General features: G+C 45.9%; 19 protein-coding genes. 8 read left to right on the forward strand and 11 right to left on the reverse strand.

Annotation, left to right across the window (positions count from 1 at the left end; all coding sequences use genetic code 11):
• Nucleotides 1-27: 27 nt before the first annotated feature.
• The 5 genes from tusB to fkpA form a co-directional block, all read right to left on the reverse strand.
• A complete protein-coding gene (tusB, locus tag H9L11_RS05090; RefSeq protein WP_005382799.1) occupies nucleotides 28-303 on the reverse strand; it encodes a sulfurtransferase complex subunit TusB in 276 nt (91 codons plus the stop codon).
• 7 nt (nucleotides 304-310) lie between these two features.
• Nucleotides 311-667 carry a sulfurtransferase complex subunit TusC gene (tusC, locus tag H9L11_RS05095; RefSeq protein ID WP_054702275.1) on the reverse strand — a complete coding sequence of 119 codons (357 nt, stop codon included), beginning with the start codon at nucleotides 665-667 and terminating at the stop codon, nucleotides 311-313.
• Nucleotides 664-1,059: a sulfurtransferase complex subunit TusD gene (tusD, locus tag H9L11_RS05100; RefSeq protein ID WP_017821752.1), complete on the reverse strand. Its 396-nt coding sequence runs from the start codon at nucleotides 1,057-1,059 to the stop codon at nucleotides 664-666. The genes tusC and tusD overlap by 4 nt, the downstream gene beginning before the upstream one ends.
• Complete coding sequence (locus H9L11_RS05105; RefSeq protein ID WP_005382804.1) at nucleotides 1,056-1,778, reverse strand: transcriptional regulator; 723 nt, start codon at nucleotides 1,776-1,778, stop codon at nucleotides 1,056-1,058. Before H9L11_RS05105 ends, tusD begins: the two co-directional genes overlap by 4 nt.
• Nucleotides 1,779-1,921: 143 nt before the next feature.
• Nucleotides 1,922-2,704: an FKBP-type peptidyl-prolyl cis-trans isomerase gene (gene fkpA, locus H9L11_RS05110; RefSeq protein ID WP_017821751.1), complete on the reverse strand. Its 783-nt coding sequence runs from the start codon at nucleotides 2,702-2,704 to the stop codon at nucleotides 1,922-1,924.
• Nucleotides 2,705-2,832: 128 nt separating this feature from the next.
• On the opposite strand from fkpA, the gene H9L11_RS05115 reads away from it, so the two are divergent.
• Both H9L11_RS05115 and H9L11_RS05120 read left to right on the forward strand, forming a co-directional pair.
• On the forward strand, nucleotides 2,833-3,819 hold the full coding sequence (locus H9L11_RS05115) for a PQQ-binding-like beta-propeller repeat protein (RefSeq protein ID WP_115386341.1): 987 nt from the start codon (nucleotides 2,833-2,835) through the stop codon (nucleotides 3,817-3,819).
• Nucleotides 3,816-4,043, forward strand: a complete 228-nt coding sequence (locus H9L11_RS05120) for a SlyX family protein (protein ID WP_005381455.1) — start codon at nucleotides 3,816-3,818, stop codon at nucleotides 4,041-4,043. The genes H9L11_RS05115 and H9L11_RS05120 overlap by 4 nt, the downstream gene beginning before the upstream one ends.
• 83 nt (nucleotides 4,044-4,126) lie before the next feature.
• On the opposite strand, the gene H9L11_RS05125 is transcribed toward H9L11_RS05120, so the two are convergent.
• From H9L11_RS05125 to kefG, 5 genes are all read right to left on the reverse strand, one after another.
• Nucleotides 4,127-5,068, reverse strand: a complete 942-nt coding sequence (locus H9L11_RS05125; protein WP_205391025.1) for an isoaspartyl peptidase/L-asparaginase — start codon at nucleotides 5,066-5,068, stop codon at nucleotides 4,127-4,129.
• Between the two features lie 130 nt (nucleotides 5,069-5,198).
• Nucleotides 5,199-5,750: a peptidylprolyl isomerase gene (gene slyD / locus H9L11_RS05130; RefSeq protein ID WP_005381451.1), complete on the reverse strand. Its 552-nt coding sequence runs from the start codon at nucleotides 5,748-5,750 to the stop codon at nucleotides 5,199-5,201.
• Between the two features lie 92 nt (nucleotides 5,751-5,842).
• On the reverse strand, nucleotides 5,843-6,043 hold the full coding sequence (locus H9L11_RS05135; protein ID WP_005381449.1) for a YheV family putative zinc ribbon protein: 201 nt from the start codon (nucleotides 6,041-6,043) through the stop codon (nucleotides 5,843-5,845).
• Nucleotides 6,044-6,076: 33 nt separating this feature from the next.
• Nucleotides 6,077-7,873 (reverse strand): glutathione-regulated potassium-efflux system protein KefB, encoded by a 1,797-nt coding sequence (gene kefB, locus H9L11_RS05140; protein WP_005382809.1) that lies wholly within the window; start codon nucleotides 7,871-7,873, stop codon nucleotides 6,077-6,079.
• The gene (kefG, locus tag H9L11_RS05145; RefSeq protein ID WP_005381444.1) at nucleotides 7,857-8,450 is read right to left on the reverse strand and encodes a glutathione-regulated potassium-efflux system ancillary protein KefG; all 594 of its coding nucleotides are present in this window, start codon (nucleotides 8,448-8,450) and stop codon (nucleotides 7,857-7,859) included. The genes kefB and kefG overlap by 17 nt, the downstream gene beginning before the upstream one ends.
• Before the next feature lie 209 nt (nucleotides 8,451-8,659).
• Here kefG and H9L11_RS05150 point away from each other — a divergent pair, with 209 nt between their 5' ends.
• The 6 genes from H9L11_RS05150 (at nucleotide 8,660) to crp (ending at nucleotide 14,273) form a co-directional block, all read left to right on the forward strand.
• Nucleotides 8,660-10,579 carry an ABC transporter ATP-binding protein gene (locus tag H9L11_RS05150; protein WP_042523641.1) on the forward strand — a complete coding sequence of 640 codons (1,920 nt, stop codon included), beginning with the start codon at nucleotides 8,660-8,662 and terminating at the stop codon, nucleotides 10,577-10,579.
• Nucleotides 10,576-11,064 (forward strand): TIGR02444 family protein, encoded by a 489-nt coding sequence (locus tag H9L11_RS05155; protein WP_005382813.1) that lies wholly within the window; start codon nucleotides 10,576-10,578, stop codon nucleotides 11,062-11,064. Before H9L11_RS05150 ends, H9L11_RS05155 begins: the two co-directional genes overlap by 4 nt.
• 87 nt (nucleotides 11,065-11,151) lie before the next feature.
• Nucleotides 11,152-12,159 (forward strand): hydrolase, encoded by a 1,008-nt coding sequence (locus tag H9L11_RS05160; RefSeq protein ID WP_017821747.1) that lies wholly within the window; start codon nucleotides 11,152-11,154, stop codon nucleotides 12,157-12,159.
• 33 nt (nucleotides 12,160-12,192) lie between these two features.
• Nucleotides 12,193-12,405 (forward strand): YheU family protein, encoded by a 213-nt coding sequence (locus tag H9L11_RS05165; protein ID WP_005382815.1) that lies wholly within the window; start codon nucleotides 12,193-12,195, stop codon nucleotides 12,403-12,405.
• A 125-nt stretch (nucleotides 12,406-12,530) separates the two neighbouring features.
• Nucleotides 12,531-13,400 (forward strand): phosphoribulokinase, encoded by an 870-nt coding sequence (locus H9L11_RS05170; RefSeq protein ID WP_005381434.1) that lies wholly within the window; start codon nucleotides 12,531-12,533, stop codon nucleotides 13,398-13,400.
• A 240-nt stretch (nucleotides 13,401-13,640) separates the two neighbouring features.
• On the forward strand, nucleotides 13,641-14,273 hold the full coding sequence (gene crp / locus H9L11_RS05175; protein WP_005381432.1) for a cAMP-activated global transcriptional regulator CRP: 633 nt from the start codon (nucleotides 13,641-13,643) through the stop codon (nucleotides 14,271-14,273).
• Nucleotides 14,274-14,409: 136 nt separating this feature from the next.
• Here the strand turns inward: crp and H9L11_RS05180 are convergent, their stop codons facing one another.
• Nucleotides 14,410-15,201, reverse strand: a complete 792-nt coding sequence (locus H9L11_RS05180) for a DUF1338 domain-containing protein (RefSeq protein ID WP_005381426.1) — start codon at nucleotides 15,199-15,201, stop codon at nucleotides 14,410-14,412.
• Nucleotides 15,202-15,244: the final 43 nt, after the last annotated feature.

Raw genomic sequence — 15,244 nt, forward strand, 5'->3', positions numbered from 1 at the left:
TAAAGCTTTGTCGACAGCAAATCTTGTTCAATCCCAAGTTAGGGATTTATCCTGTTTTGCTGTTAGTTCAACGAAGCCTGAGTAATTCACAATCGTCAGCGATGGACTGATACGATTTGCAATACCGCGAGCTTGCGCATCGCTCTCTAACACAAATACGCTGCGGTTTTTTAGATGGGAAAATGCTTTATGTTGCGAGTTAGCAGCGTACACTGCATCTTCTATAAGTAAGATGTCATCCTGTTCACTGCATAAGGGCATGGCGTCTTCTAGAGCAGAGACTGTTTTTATGATGTGTAACATACCTTCCTCAAAAAGACAGTAGCTTGCCAGCGTGTTGTAACTTATCTTTGAGCTGTTCTGAGCTTAACGCTTGGGCTTCAATGACTAAATCCGCTTGCGCCAAACCTCGCTGGGTTAACGACTCTGAACACACAAAGACTTGTTCGATGTCGTATAAATCGAAAAGCTTTAACATCGGCGCGTAATCTTTACTCAAAATATTGTTGGGGTCTTGTCCGAGTAGAAGCTGGTATACCCCGTCACCCATGAAAATGACGCTGATATCTTCACAGTAAGCCGACGCAGCTAACAGTGCATCCACACCTTCACGACCAGCTGCACAGCCATGTGGCGCACTACGAAATAGATAAGTTAACTGACTCAAAACTGTACCACTCTGTCTTGGGTTAACATCGCTTCAGCTAGGCTACCTAAGCCTGCTTGTTCAAAACCATCGGCTAGATTGTTCTGAACCAAACCATGTTGATTCGCTTCTTCTTCACTTACAATCCCGCGACGCAAAGCGGCCGCGACACAAGTTTCTAGGCGAACACCATGCTCTTTAGCCAAAGACTGCCACGCCTTATTTAGATCAAATTCATCGTTGGCTGGCACACTCAAAGCAGTACCATTAGTCACACCATCTTGATAAAAGAAGACGCTCACTAGCTGATGGCCTTGCTCTATCACCGCTTTGGCGAACTGATAAGCACTGCGCGCTGACTGGCTGCCATAAACGGGACCATTCACCACTAACGTGTAAGTCAGTTTACTCACCTTTCATCATCCTCGGTTTTACGTTGACGAATGTACAAGTAAACGGTGTGTTTTGAAATATTAAGGCGATCCGCGACACGGTTGATGGCATCTTTAATATCGAAGATACCTTTGTCGTACAACTCCATCACGATCTGGCGATTTTTGGTGTTGTTAGACACAGATTTATCCGCATTGATCTCTTCGATGGTGCGTTCAACAGTTTGGTCCACCAGCTCTTCTACGTCACTAGCAAAGTTGACCGAGGAAGCCGCTTCTTTCGCTTCTTGCGTCGGCATGAAAGACTGAAGAACTTGCGAGAAAGGCGCATCCAAGTTGACGTTGATACACAACAGACCAATCACGCGATTTTCGCCATTACGAATGGCGACAGTAATCGACTTCATCAACACGCCACCTTTTGCACGGGTAAAGTACGAACGTGAGAAGTTGCGCTCCGAGCCTTCGATGTCTTTTAGCATCTTAAGCGCTAAATCAGTGATTGGTGAGCCGACTTGGCGCCCCGTGTTTTCACCGTTAGCGATTTTAATTGCAGAGGTATTTAAGTCTTCTAGAGAGTGAAGAACGATTTCACAAAATGGACCTATCAGGCTGGCGATACCATCCACGACCGCCTCATAAGATCTTAAAATGATTTTGTCGTGCTCGGTAAACGGCATCACGTTAACGGATTCCATTTCGAGCAACATCTCCGCGTTTATTGTTTCTGTAGTTGTCATAAGCCTTCGAGCGAAAAATCAACAAATTGGTGTAAGTTTATCAGAAAATTTGAAAAGCAACCTAGCAAACTCACCAACTAGTGACCTAGAACAAAAAAGGCCCGTTAAACGGACCTTTTTCAATAACTTATCGCAGCTTATTGTTATTGCTCTGCGTTGTCGTTCTCAACTTTTAGCAGCTCAACTTCAAATACTAGCGTTGAGTTAGCAGGAATGCTTGGTGTGTCTTGGTCACCGTATGCTAGCTCTGGCGGGATAACGAATTTGAATTTAGAACCCACAGGCATTAGCTGAACACCCTCTGTCCAACCTGGGATTACACGGTTAAGTGGGAACGTTGCAGGTTCACCACGATCGTATGAGCTGTCGAACTGAGTACCGTCGATCAGAGTACCTTTGTAGTGTACTTGAACCGTATCAGTGTCTTTTGGCTTCTCACCTTCAGCTGGTGTCATTACTTGGTATAGAAGACCTGTATCTGTCTTCACTACGCCTTCTTGCTTCTCAAACTCAGCACGGAAGTCATCGCCAGCTTTTTTCGCTTCAGCTGCTTTCTCAGCCGCTTGTGCTTGCATCTTTTCTGCAACACGCTTGTCTAGAGATTCTAGTGCTGCACGTGTTTCTTCTTCATTCAATTCAGCATTGCCTTTGAAGACGTCTTCGATACCTTTTAGTACCAAATCTTTGTTAAGATTAATGCCGATTTCGCTTGGCTTGTCGATGCTTGTGCTTAGGTAGTTAGCAAATGAAACACCGATTGCGTATGCCGCTTTGTCGTCGTCGGTTTTAAAGTGAACCGCTTTGCCGGTTTCTGCTTGAACTTGTTCTGCTTGAGGTGCGGTTTCTGTTTTAGTTTCTTCTTTCTGACAACCTACCGCTAGCATAACTGTTGCAGCAAGTAGCGACACTTTTAAAACTGATTTCATTAAATTCTCCCAATAATGGCTCTGCCATTGGTTGTTGTGCACAAATCTTCTATGAGACTAGTGAAGACAATCGTTATACCAATATACTAGCTATATGTCTTAAGACACAAACCGGATTATTAGATGTGATGCAAAGAATTTTTCATTTATTCCTATATTTAATTGTCATCACCACGTTAAATGGTTGCTTTTTCGCCGAGCGTGAAGTGCAGCGTTGGCCGATAGAACCTCAAGGTGCGACGAGCTTCGCACTTAGCAGAGATGGACGGTTTGCTCTGCTCTATTCTCAACAACGTCATTTGATGTTGTGGGACCTAGAGCAAAATGAACAACTAGCCAATCTGGGTGAACTCGATGCCGATGCCAATGTGGTTTCCCATATCAGCATATCTGACAATGGTCGCTACGCAATTACAGCAAGCCAAATGAACTTCGCAGTTTGGGACCTAGGCTGGACGCAATCCGAAGGCCTTTGGTCTATCTCTGATGCGCTCATTCGCGACGTTGATATCACCAGTAATGGTGAACAAGTTCTGCTTGGGTTATCCAACGGTAAAGCAATTTATGTCAACTTAGTCACCGGGCGTCGCATGGAGTTCCTTGCGCATCGTGAAAAAGTCAATTCCGTGGCCATTTCTCCTAATGGGCGCTTCGCCCTAACCGGAGGTAATGACTATAAAGCGTATCTGTGGGATACCGAAACCGGACAAGTACTACGAACGTTCGAACATGAACAACGAATTGTTCGCGTGGCCCTGCAAAGAGATGGAAAATTAGCAATGACATCTGATGGCGGAAACCAAGCGATTGTTTGGAATTTAAAAACTGGACAAGAAGTCACACAGTTGAGCAGTTGGTCACGCCAATTAATTTTCTCTACCGCACGATTTTCTGACGACGGGACTCAACTAGTCACAGGAAGCCCTTCTGGCCGTGTGTCGATATGGGATACTCAAACCGGAAAACGAATGAGTGGATTTGAAGTGGAGCCCAAAAAAGACACTCGCCCTCCCCGTGCGGTCGTGTATGATGCAGCCTTTGATTCAAAACAACGCGTAATTACTGCTACTTCAGCAGGTATTGCCCAAGCTTGGCAGTTAGAGAACGGATCATGACAGAAAAAATCATTCAGCAATTGGAAGCACGCATTAATGACTTAGAATGTCAGCTTGCGTTCCAAGAACAGACTATTGAAGATCTGAACGGCGCTTTATCGCAGCAACAACTGCAAATTACCAAGATGCTCGATCAGATGAAATATGTGGTAGGTAAAGTAAAAAATATGGACTCGTCGAATTTAGCCGATCCGTCAGAAGAAACCCCACCACCGCATTATTAAAATGCAGGCTCAAATAGCATAAAGCCCAGAACATGTTCTGGGCTTTGTTGTATTAATTACTTAAGAAGGTACTCAAGAAGAAGCTATTCGTCGGCGTAGATTTTAACGCTCAGCTCGCCTTGCGTATTAATGCCTGCTCGGTACATGCCAGAACTGTTCATCGCAAAGTGCATCTCACCTTTAGCATCAATGGCAATCAAACCGCCCTCTCCGCCCATCTGTTTGAGAGCACCTTGGATAATGTGTTCACAAGCCGTATGAATATCTTCTTGTAAGTAACGCATACGTGCTGCAACGTCTTCCGCAACACGTTTACGAATAAAGAACTCACCGACACCCGTAGTGGAAACTGCCACAACGCCATTTTCGGCCACCGTACCACAACCAATCAGAGCCGAATCTCCGACTCGGTTGTATTTCTTATTCGTCACGCCACCCGTACTGGAGGCAGCGGCTAAGTTGCCTTGTTGATCTAACGCTACCGCACCAACCGTACCGTGCTTACGGTCATCTGGGTAACGAGATTCCGACAAAGCAAACAGTCCTTTCTCACGCATAGACAGCAACTGCTCATAACGGCGATCAGTAAAGAAGTAATCTTGCTCGGTATACTCATGGCCTTGCTCAAAAGCAAACTTCTCTGCGCCCTCACCCACCAACAACACATGATTGCTGTTTCGCATCACGTCACGAGCGAGCTCAATTGGGTTTCTGATATGACGAACCCCAGCGACCGCGCCTGCTGCAAGGTTTCGCCCATCCATCACAGAAGCGTCCATTTCAACCATTTCGTTGTTGGTCAGCACTGAGCCTTTACCCGCATTAAAGTTAGGAGAGTCTTCCAATACTTTCACTGCCGCTACGACGGCATCTAAGGCTTCACCGCCCGTGTCTAGAATTTGATGTCCCGCTTTTACCGCAGCTTCTAAATCCGCCAAGATGGATTGTTGCAGCTCATCGCTCATCTGTTCACGCAAGATGGTGCCCGCACCACCATGAATGGCAATCGAGAAAGGTTTCGTCATCACTTTGTCCAACTGTTATTCCTTGTATGGTTGGCACTACACCTTAGATAAACAAAAAGCGCAAGTTGAAACTCAACTTGCGCTTTTCAAAGCTTTGCTAGATAAGATTATCTAGTGAAGGAGCTTATGATTAGTGAGAACCACAGCTACCGCCGCCACAGCAGCCGCCTTCTTCTTCGTGATCGTGGTCATGATCGTGACCACCACAACAGCCACCACCTTGGTGGATGTGACCGTGTTCGATCTCTTCTGCTGTTGCTTCACGTGTAGACATAACTTCTACTTCGAAAGTTAGTGTTTGACCAGCTAACATATGGTTACCGTCAACAACCACTTCGTTGCCGTCAACTTCTGTTACTTCAACAGGGATTGGACCTTGGTCAGTGTCAGCTAGGAAGCGCATGCCCACTTCGATTTGCTCAACGCCTTGGAACACGTCCGCAGGAACGCGCTGTACTAGCGCATCGTTGTGCTCACCGTAAGCTTCTTCAGGAGCTACCGTTACTGAGAACTTGTCGCCAGCCACTTTACCTTCAAGTTCTTTTTCAAGACCTGTGATTAGGTTGTTGTGACCGTGAAGGTAATCTAGGGGTGCTTCTGCTGTTGATTGATCAACAACGACACCGTCTTCCATCATTACTTTGTATGCAAGGCTTGCAACAACGTTCTTTTCAATTTTCATACTAACTCCAGGGAGATTAATTGACTTAACCTGAATGGGGTTAAGTACTGAGATATCTGGGTGTATTATGGGGATCAATTATCGAAGTTCAATTACTCCGGCTTAAAAATTCCGATCATTTCCTGATCTGAGTGTTTATTTTTCTCTACAGATTGTGGTTTACGCTGCTCTGTAAACTCACACTCGACACACTCAACTAATTCGATGTTATTTTCAATCCACCAGCGCAGGGTATCTTGCTGGCTGCAATTTGGGCAGCTAGCGCCGGCAATAAAACGTTTCTTGATTTTCACGCTATTTCCTTAGCTTGAGTCTTGGCTCAAGTACTACTTCCAATGATTAGGTGACTGATGGTCGCTCTCCATTTCACGACCAAATATTTCTTCTAGCTCTTTGCGGGCCTCTTTCGCCCTTTGAGCTAATTTCTTATCTTCATTGTGTTGAGGCAATAAGTCCTTAAGCATAGCATTATCCAACTTGCGAAAATGTGCTTCTGCCCGCTTTGCTTGATAAGGATGCATACCCAGTTCTACGAGCGCTTGGCGACCGAGATCTAGCGCCCCTAAAAATGTTTCACGAGAGTAATTCTCTACACCATGACTCATTAACTGGTAAGCCTCGACACGGCTTCTTGCTCGAGCTAACAACTTAAGTTTCGGGAAGTGCACGCGACAAATGTCCACGATGGCCATCACCTCATCAGGTGAATCAGTACAAATAACCAATGCTTCCGCTTTATCAGCTCCAGCTGCCCTCAATAGGTCAATTTGTGTAGCATCGCCATAAAACACTTTGTAACCATACTTACGTAATAGGTGGATTTGGCTGGCATCACTTTCTAATACTGTCACTTTGATTTTATTGGCATACATTAAACGTCCGACGATCTGACCGAAACGTCCAAAGCCTGCAATGATAACGCGTGGTCGGCGATCCACGACTTTCGTGGTCATGCCCTCTTCTTCTTGATTCAGGGTATGAGCAAACCACTTCTTTTGTCCCATCAGCAAAAGAGGAGTCGTCACCATGGATAGACTGACCACCACCAACAGAAACGCCACTTGCTCTTTGGACAAAATGCCCTCTTGGCTCGCCGCGGTAAATATGACAAAGGCAAACTCACCGCCTTGGCTCAAAATTGCAGCCATACGGCTTCTCGCTTTGGCTCCGACACGGGCAGCTCTCGCCAATGCATACAAAACCAAACCCTTAACCACGACCAAAGCCACCACCGCACCGAGAATCTCTAAAGGATGTAATGCCAATAACCCCAAGTTTACCGCCATGCCCACCGCAATAAAGAATAACCCCAACAACAGACCTTTAAATGGCTCGATAGCGATTTCCAACTCATGGCGATACTCACTCTCTGCCAGCAAAACGCCTGCTAAAAAAGTCCCCAATGCCATCGAAAGGCCGAGCTTTTGCATCACGACCGAAATGCCAAGCACGACTAAAAGTGCAGCAACGGTAAAGAGCTCACGAACGCCGCTCATCACGACAAAACGAAATAGCGGACGTAGTAAAAAGTGACCACCAATCAACAGTGCTACCACACTGCCTAAAATAGTGAAGACATCCAACCAACTTCCACCACTATGCCCGCCTGCTAGCAAGGGCAACATCGCCAGCATCGGGATCACTGCAATATCTTGAAAGAGCAGCACCGCAAAACCAGATTGCCCCGTTTCGGTACCATTAAGCCCTTGCTCTTCAATGACTTTAAGCGCAATCGCCGTCGAGGACAGCGCCAACCCCATCCCGATCACTAAACTCACTTGCATGCTTACGCCAAACATACTGACGACACTACCAATCACGGCGGTCGTGACCACAACCTGCGCACCGCCTAAACCTAAAATCGGCCCTCGCATCTGCCACAATTTTTTAGGGTTTAATTCCAGCCCTATCAAAAACAGTAACAACACAACCCCAAGCTCGGCAAAATGCAAAATGGCATCAACGTCGCTAATTAAGCCAAGCCCCCATGGGCCAATCAACACACCAGCGAGTAAATAACCTAAAACCGAGCCAAGCCCAAGGCGCTGAGCAATCGGCACCGCAATAACCGCAGCCGAAAGAAAGACCACACTGCTTTGAAGAAACTCACTGGTGATCGCCATACTGACCTCCTCGATCTGCCGCTTGCCAGTTTTCAAGTGGGTTACTCAGCCATCCACGGTATAACTCAGCATGTTCGTAGCGTTCAATATCCGAAACATTTCTTGACCAATACAACACCAGAGGTTCAATCCAGTGCATTTGGCATAGGGCTGCCGTCAGTTCAAACGGTTGCAAGATTTGCTCAAGTGGGTATTTGTTGTACCCCTTCGCGCTGAAGGCTTCTTCTTTACCACCTGTTGTAATGACACTGCGCCAGTATTTTCCTTCTAGCGCCGCACCTCCGCCAAACGCAAAGCCTTTACCTAACACTCGGTCTAGCCACTCTTTTAATAGGGCTGGACATGAATACATATAAAGTGGGTGGTGAAATACAATCACATCGTGAGCGAGCAACAACTCATGTTCGTAATTCACATCAATAAAGAAATCAGGGTAAACACCGTAAAGATCGTGCACAGTGACGTGATCAAGCGACTGAGCTTTTTTTATCATCACTTGATTGGCAATCGAGTTATGTGGCTCTGGATGAGCATAAATGACCAGAACTTTTGGGAGAATAGACGGTGCAACAGCCAAATGGTCGTCCTTGTGGTTATTTTTATCCGTTATCAAATTGTTATACTTTTTTGTACAGCATAATGCAATTAAAGCGAATCAATCGACTTTTCCGGCCAATACCCCTACTATTCACCGCTAGATATATACCCAAGTGGCTTTAAAAACGATTGAAACCACTTCGCTATGTAACCAAGCAACGCGCACTGCGCAAAGTGAATGAAAACTTTATGATTACCTTCTCTGATATTCAGTTACTGCGTGGCGGTAAACCTCTTTTAGACCAAGCTTCTGCGACTATTCACCCTGGCGATAAAGTCGGTCTTGTGGGCAAAAACGGCTGCGGTAAATCAACGCTGTTTGCCCTACTGAAAGATGAACTGTCAATTGATGCTGGCTCATTTAGCCAACCTCAACACTGGGAGTTGGCCTGGGTCGCACAGGAAACGCCTGCGCTAGAGCGCACTGCACTGGAATACGTCATTGATGGTGATCGCGAGTACCGCGCTCTCGAAAAGCAGTTAGCTGAAGCAGAAACACAAGACAACGGAACCCTAGTTGCCGAGATCCACGGTAAAATTGAAACCATTGGTGGTTACAGCATTCGCGCTCGCGCGGCAGAATTGCTCGACGGTTTAGGGTTCAGCCAAGAGCAAATGAGTTGGAGTTTGACCCAATTCTCGGGTGGCTGGCGTATGCGCTTAAACTTAGCTCAGGCACTGTTGTGTCGTTCTGACTTATTACTGCTCGATGAGCCAACCAACCACTTGGATTTGGACGCGGTAATGTGGCTTGAACGTTGGCTACAAAACTACCCTGGCACGCTGATTCTGATCTCGCACGACCGTGACTTCCTTGATCCAATTGTTGGTCGCATCATTCACATCGAGAATCAGCAGCTGAACGAATACACGGGTAACTACTCGTCATTCGAAAACCAACGCGCACAAAAGATGGTGCTGCAACAAGCGATGTTTGAAAAGCAACAGAAGCAGATGTCGCACATGCAAAGCTACATCGACCGCTTCCGTTACAAAGCATCAAAAGCACGCCAAGCCCAAAGCCGTATCAAAGCTTTGGAGCGCATGGAAAAAGTACTGCCAGCTCAATTCGATAACCCATTTAGCTTTCAATTCCGTGAGCCAGCTGCGCTGCCAAACCCAATCATGATGATGGATGAAGTATCTGCAGGTTACGGTGACAACCTCATCTTAGAGAAGATCCGCTTGAACTTGGTTCCTGGCAGTCGTATTGGTCTACTCGGCCGTAATGGTGCGGGTAAATCGACCTTAATCAAGTTGCTCTCTGGTGAACTTAACGCGCAAGGTGGTGACCTAACTTACTCACAAGGCGTGAAAATTGGTTACTTCGCTCAGCACCAGTTAGAAACGCTTCATCCTGAAGAAACGCCGCTGCAACACATGATGCAAATCGCACCCGATCAAACCGAACAGCAGCTACGTGATTACCTAGGTAGCTTTGGCTTCCAAGGTGACAAAGCACTAGAAAAAGTTGCGCCGTTTTCTGGTGGCGAAAAAGCCCGTTTGGTATTGGCTTTAATTGTGTGGCAAAAGCCAAACCTGTTGCTACTTGATGAACCGACCAACCACTTAGACTTGGACATGCGCCAAGCATTGACGATGGCACTGCAAACATTCGAAGGTGCGATGGTGATTGTTTCGCACGACCGCTATTTACTGCGCGCTACGACCGATGACTTGTATTTAGTGCATGATAGACAAGTTGCTCCGTTCGACGGTGACTTAAATGACTATTACAAATGGTTAACCGAACAACAAAGAGCGGAACGCAAAGAAGCGCAGGCCGCGCAGCCAAGCAAAGATACGGCCAACAGCGCAGCTGCGAAGAAAGAGCAAAAACGTCGCGATGCAGAGTTTCGAAAACAGACAGCGCCAATTCGCAAAACGCTGACACAACTAGAAAATAAAATGGATAAGTTAGGTGCTGCACTGGCCGAAGCTGAAGAACAATTGGCGGACAACTCACTGTATGCGGCCGAAAATAAAGCTAAACTTAACCAAGTGCTGGCACTTCAAGCTTCTAGTAAGGCTGAGCTCGAAGAAATTGAAATGGAATGGATGTCTGCTCAAGAAACATTGGAGCAGATGGAGCTAGAGTTTAATCAATGAGTAATCAACACGCTGAATACACACTCACCCTAGAACACCTTTGGCAGTTTAGTCTGCAATTTTATGGTGTGCGAGAAGTGAAAGAGGCGTGTTTATCATTACAGAACAATTATCACGGTAACGTGAACCTACTCCTGCTGCTCAGATGGCTCGATGAGCAGCAACTCATTTTCCAAGAAAAAGACTGGCCCTTGGTGCAAGACTGTCTAGGTAGAAGCGAAACTTTACTTCACTCCTTTCGCGACCTTCGTCGCCACCTTAAGTCTCAAGTCAATGACGCTTTGTATCGTGAGACCTTGCAGTTTGAGCTGCAACTAGAAAAGCAGCAACAAGCGGATTTGGTGGACTGCATTAACTCACTTGCACTACTCAAAAATGATGGTGACCCACTGACGTTGAGATACTGTCGTCAACTCGGTGGGGAGCATTTGCAGCAAGCCTTTGCTATGCCGGTGCCAAACATTCAACCACCAAAACGCCCATAAATCTGTAGAATACCTATAATCTTTATAAAGGATTATATTAATAAGTTCTTCAACGGACACCGAAGGACCGCATAAGAGCAGTTAGGTATGACACAATTTTTCGCAGCCGCCGGGATCAAAAACCCGCATCTCCAAACGCTTTTGCCGCGTTTTATTCGCAAAAAAGCGTTATTTACGCCGATTTGGCAAACCCTCGATACATCCGATGGCGACTTTCTCGATCTCGCGTGGAGCGAGGACCCAACCCAAGAGCCTGCACAAAAAAAGCCGATTTTTGTTTTATTTCATGGGTTAGAGGGGTGCTTCTATAGCCCTTATGCCAATGGGTTAATGAATGCATTTGCTCAATCTGGATGGCTGTCGGTGATGATGCATTTTCGTGGCTGCAGCGGTAAACCAAACAAAAAAGCACGAGCTTACCATTCGGGTGAAGTGACGGATGCTCGTTACTTCCTAGAGCACCTTGAACAACGTTTTCCTGATCACCCCAAAGTTGCGGTTGGTATTTCTCTTGGCGGTAACATGTTGGCGAATTATTTAGCCCAATATAAAGACCACCCTATTTTGAATGCAGCGACTATTATCTCAGCGCCTTTAGACCTAGCAGCGTGTGCAAACCGTATTGAACAAGGCTTTTCGAAAGTGTATCGCCGTTACCTACTCTCTTCACTCAAACGCAACGCGTTGCAAAAACATCACTTGTTGCATGGCGAGCTCGCTTTGTCTTACAACTCAATAAAACGTGTCACACGATTGTATGAATTCGATGATTTGATCACGGCACCACTGCACGGCTTTAAAGACGCACAAGATTATTACGACCAATGCTCTGGCTTAAGTAAACTACAGCAAATCACGCTACCGACACTGATCATCCATGCCAAAGACGATCCGTTCATGACCGACGATGTGATCCCGAAGTTTGTTCTGCCAGATAACATTGATTACCGTCTCTTTGAACACGGTGGCCATGTTGGCTTCCTGACAGGAACGGCGTTAAAACCTAAGTTTTGGTTGGAGGAAGCGCTGCCTGCGTATTACGAAAGTATCGCCGCAGATTACCTTTCTGCTGTATCCAAGCAACGAACGCAGTAAACTAGCCGCTCATCATAAAAGTTAGAGGTATTTATGATCATTCCATGGCAAGACATTGCGCCGGAAACATTGGAAAACTTAATTCGTGAATTCGTCTTACGCGAAGGAACGGATTACGGAACCGTCGAGGTTTCTTTGCAAGACAAAATTGATCAAGTTAAAGCTCAATTGGAAAAAGGTGAAGCGGTTATCGTGTTCTCTGAGCTACACGAAACCGTCGATATTCAGCATAAAACAAAATTTTAGACCCTTCACATTTTACCGTATCCCACTCGATGACAAGGTATTGTTACGTGCTATAGTGGGATATCGACCGTGCAGTAGTAACTCTACTGCACATTACAGGTAAGTAATTTTCGACAAGGTTTGTCATGTCAGCTAAACACCCAATTATTGCGGTTACTGGTTCGTCCGGTGCCGGCACGACCACTACATCTGAAGCCTTCCGTAAAATGTTCAATATGATGAACGTTAAACCCGCATGGGTTGAAGGCGATAGCTTCCATCGCTTTACTCGCCCAGAAATGGACATCGAAATTCGCAAAGCCCGCGAGCAAGGTCGACACATTAGCTACTTTGGCCCACAAGCTAATGACTTCCCGGGATTAGAAGAGTTTTTCCGTAAGTTCGGGCATGACGGCACTGGCAGCGTGCGCCGTTATCTGCACACGTTTGACGAAGCGGTTCCCTACAATCAAATGCCAGGCACGTTTACACCGTGGCAAGACTTACCCGAAAACAGCGACGTGCTGTTTTATGAAGGGTTACATGGTGGCGTGGTCGATGGCGATGTTAATGTTGCTCAACATGTGGATTTCTTAATTGGCATGGTGCCGATTGTGAACTTAGAGTGGATCCAAAAATTCGTACGTGACACTCGCGATCGCGGCCATTCGCGTGAAGCGGTAATGGACTCAATCGTGCGATCCATGGACGATTACCTCAACTATATCACTCCGCAGTTTTCTCGTACTCACATCAACTTCCAGCGCGTACCGACCGTTGATACTTCCAACCCACTTAATGCAAAAGGCATCCCTAGTTTGGATGAGAGTTTTGTGGTGATTCGCCTACGCGGTATCAAGAATGTCGACTTCCCATATCTGCTGGCCATGATTGATGGCTCATTCATGTCACGCCACAACACGATTGTCGTGCCCGGCGGTAAGATGAGCTTTGCAATGGAGCTCATAGTTCGGCCTATCCTACAACAGCTCATCGAAACAGGGAAAATTGGCTAAAAACCTGCCTGCGAAGATGTTTACTTTTCATACCGTGATCATGTGCACAGTTTTGCTTACAAAATCTCAATCATGGCACGATTAAAATCAAGAAATCGTTTTCGAAAAAGGATACTATTTCTTACCGAAACACAAGAGAGCTTGCAGCATATAAAAAGTGCTCTTATTCTAGTAGGCCTAATTCAGGCTTAGCTAAAATATGGATAGCGCAAGCGTACCCTGCAGAGGAAGTGAGATATTATGGTTCTAGGTAAACCTCAAACCGACCCAACATTAGAGTGGTTTCTTTCACACTGTCATATTCATAAGTACCCTTCAAAGAGCACGCTAATTCACGCGGGCGAAAAGGCAGAAACTTTGTACTACATCGTTAAAGGTTCTGTTGCGGTTCTTATCAAAGACGAAGAAGGTAAGGAGATGATCCTTTCTTACCTAAACCAAGGAGACTTTATTGGTGAACTTGGTCTATTCGAGGAAGACCAAGAGCGCACAGCTTGGGTTCGTGCTAAATCTCCTTGTGAAGTTGCTGAAATTTCTTTCAAGAAGTTCCGTCAGCTTATCCAAGTAAACCCAGACATCCTAATGCGTCTTTCTGCGCAGATGGCTCGTCGTCTTCAAGTAACTAGCCAAAAAGTGGGTGACCTGGCGTTCCTAGACGTAACTGGTCGTATCGCTCAGACGCTTCTGAACCTTGCAAAACAACCAGACGCAATGACTCATCCAGACGGCATGCAAATCAAGATCACTCGTCAAGAAATCGGTCAAATTGTTGGCTGTTCTCGTGAGACAGTAGGTCGTATCTTGAAGATGCTAGAAGAGCAGAACCTAATCTCTGCTCACGGTAAAACCATCGTGGTTTACGGTACTCGTTAATCTCGAACTAGAGTGACACGAACAAAATTATAAAAGCCACCAATGGCAACATTGGTGGCTTTTTATTTACTCATGACCAAATGAGATAGGGTGCAGCGAACACTAATGAGTAAGCTTAACAGGTTAACCCTAAAACTTAGCCATTCGTGCTTTCAAAGATTTTGTCAGCTGAAGCGGCCACGAAACCTGGGTACAAATCACCATTTTCCATCGGATAGCGCTTAGCAAATTCATAAAACCCGCCAGGGATAATTTCAGTGCCTTCGCTAAAACGAACCGCTACTTTATCTGCCATGGTCGATGACTGCTCTAGCAACACCTCAGGAGTGCCCTTCACTTCACCACCATTTTCATTAATGGTAAACCCAGCGGTACGCAGATGATCGTTTACCTGCTTCACTTCTTCATATTCATTGAGCTGGTTAACGCTCACCGTGAAGTGGTTTGCTCCGTAACCATGCGCCGCAAGCCAAGATGCGTACTCACTTTCTTTAGCCAACGTTTGGTAATCAGCAAAGCTTAAATCCCACAAGCGTCCACCATGTAAGAATGCGCTATCGTTCAGCTTGTCAGCATCGACTTGTGCCACCAAATTTTTCACAATCTCTTGTAGCTCAGACGAGCACTCTTCAACTTTTAGCTCACTAATAAATACTTTAGGTTGCTTCGGATCTGGGTGCTCATAGTGCTTAGCAACCAGCTTTTTGCTTTCGAAAACGTAATCACCACACGCCTTGTAACCAATAGCTACAAATGGCTTAGCTAGAGTTTCAATACCAAGAGGCGCGATATTGAAGGTACGTAAAGCTATATGATCATTAATCAGAGGCTCATCTTCTTGAAGCAGCTGATGCACTTTAGCAGCCGAAGGGCAAAGACGTTGAATGTAATCTTGCCATAGCGATTCAAATAACACATCGGGCGTCATAACGACTCCTTGTTACGAGATGTAGAGTTTAAAGGTAAGCGGA

The organism is Vibrio sp. sp1 (assembly GCF_016920955.1).
GTDB lineage: Bacteria > Pseudomonadota > Gammaproteobacteria > Enterobacterales > Vibrionaceae > Vibrio > Vibrio alginolyticus.

Bases quoted from the DNA above. Each gene is read 5' to 3' on its own strand.
- H9L11_RS05120 (WP_005381455.1), top strand. From the start codon at position 3,816: ATGACAGAAAAAATCATTCAGCAATTGGAAGCACGCATTAATGACTTA.
- H9L11_RS05125 (WP_205391025.1), bottom strand. From the start codon at position 5,068: ATGACGAAACCTTTCTCGATTGCCATTCATGGTGGTGCGGGCACCATC.
- slyD (WP_005381451.1), bottom strand. From the start codon at position 5,750: ATGAAAATTGAAAAGAACGTTGTTGCAAGCCTTGCATACAAAGTAATG.
- kefB (WP_005382809.1), bottom strand. From the start codon at position 7,873: ATGGCGATCACCAGTGAGTTTCTTCAAAGCAGTGTGGTCTTTCTTTCG.
- H9L11_RS05150 (WP_042523641.1), top strand. From the start codon at position 8,660: ATGATTACCTTCTCTGATATTCAGTTACTGCGTGGCGGTAAACCTCTT.
- H9L11_RS05115 (WP_115386341.1), top strand. From the start codon at position 2,833: ATGCAAAGAATTTTTCATTTATTCCTATATTTAATTGTCATCACCACG.
- fkpA (WP_017821751.1), bottom strand. From the start codon at position 2,704: ATGAAATCAGTTTTAAAAGTGTCGCTACTTGCTGCAACAGTTATGCTA.
- H9L11_RS05180 (WP_005381426.1), bottom strand. From the start codon at position 15,201: ATGACGCCCGATGTGTTATTTGAATCGCTATGGCAAGATTACATTCAA.
- H9L11_RS05165 (WP_005382815.1), top strand. From the start codon at position 12,193: ATGATCATTCCATGGCAAGACATTGCGCCGGAAACATTGGAAAACTTA.
- H9L11_RS05160 (WP_017821747.1), top strand. From the start codon at position 11,152: ATGACACAATTTTTCGCAGCCGCCGGGATCAAAAACCCGCATCTCCAA.
- H9L11_RS05170 (WP_005381434.1), top strand. From the start codon at position 12,531: ATGTCAGCTAAACACCCAATTATTGCGGTTACTGGTTCGTCCGGTGCC.
- H9L11_RS05155 (WP_005382813.1), top strand. From the start codon at position 10,576: ATGAGTAATCAACACGCTGAATACACACTCACCCTAGAACACCTTTGG.
- H9L11_RS05105 (WP_005382804.1), bottom strand. From the start codon at position 1,778: ATGACAACTACAGAAACAATAAACGCGGAGATGTTGCTCGAAATGGAA.
- tusB (WP_005382799.1), bottom strand. From the start codon at position 303: ATGTTACACATCATAAAAACAGTCTCTGCTCTAGAAGACGCCATGCCC.
- crp (WP_005381432.1), top strand. From the start codon at position 13,641: ATGGTTCTAGGTAAACCTCAAACCGACCCAACATTAGAGTGGTTTCTT.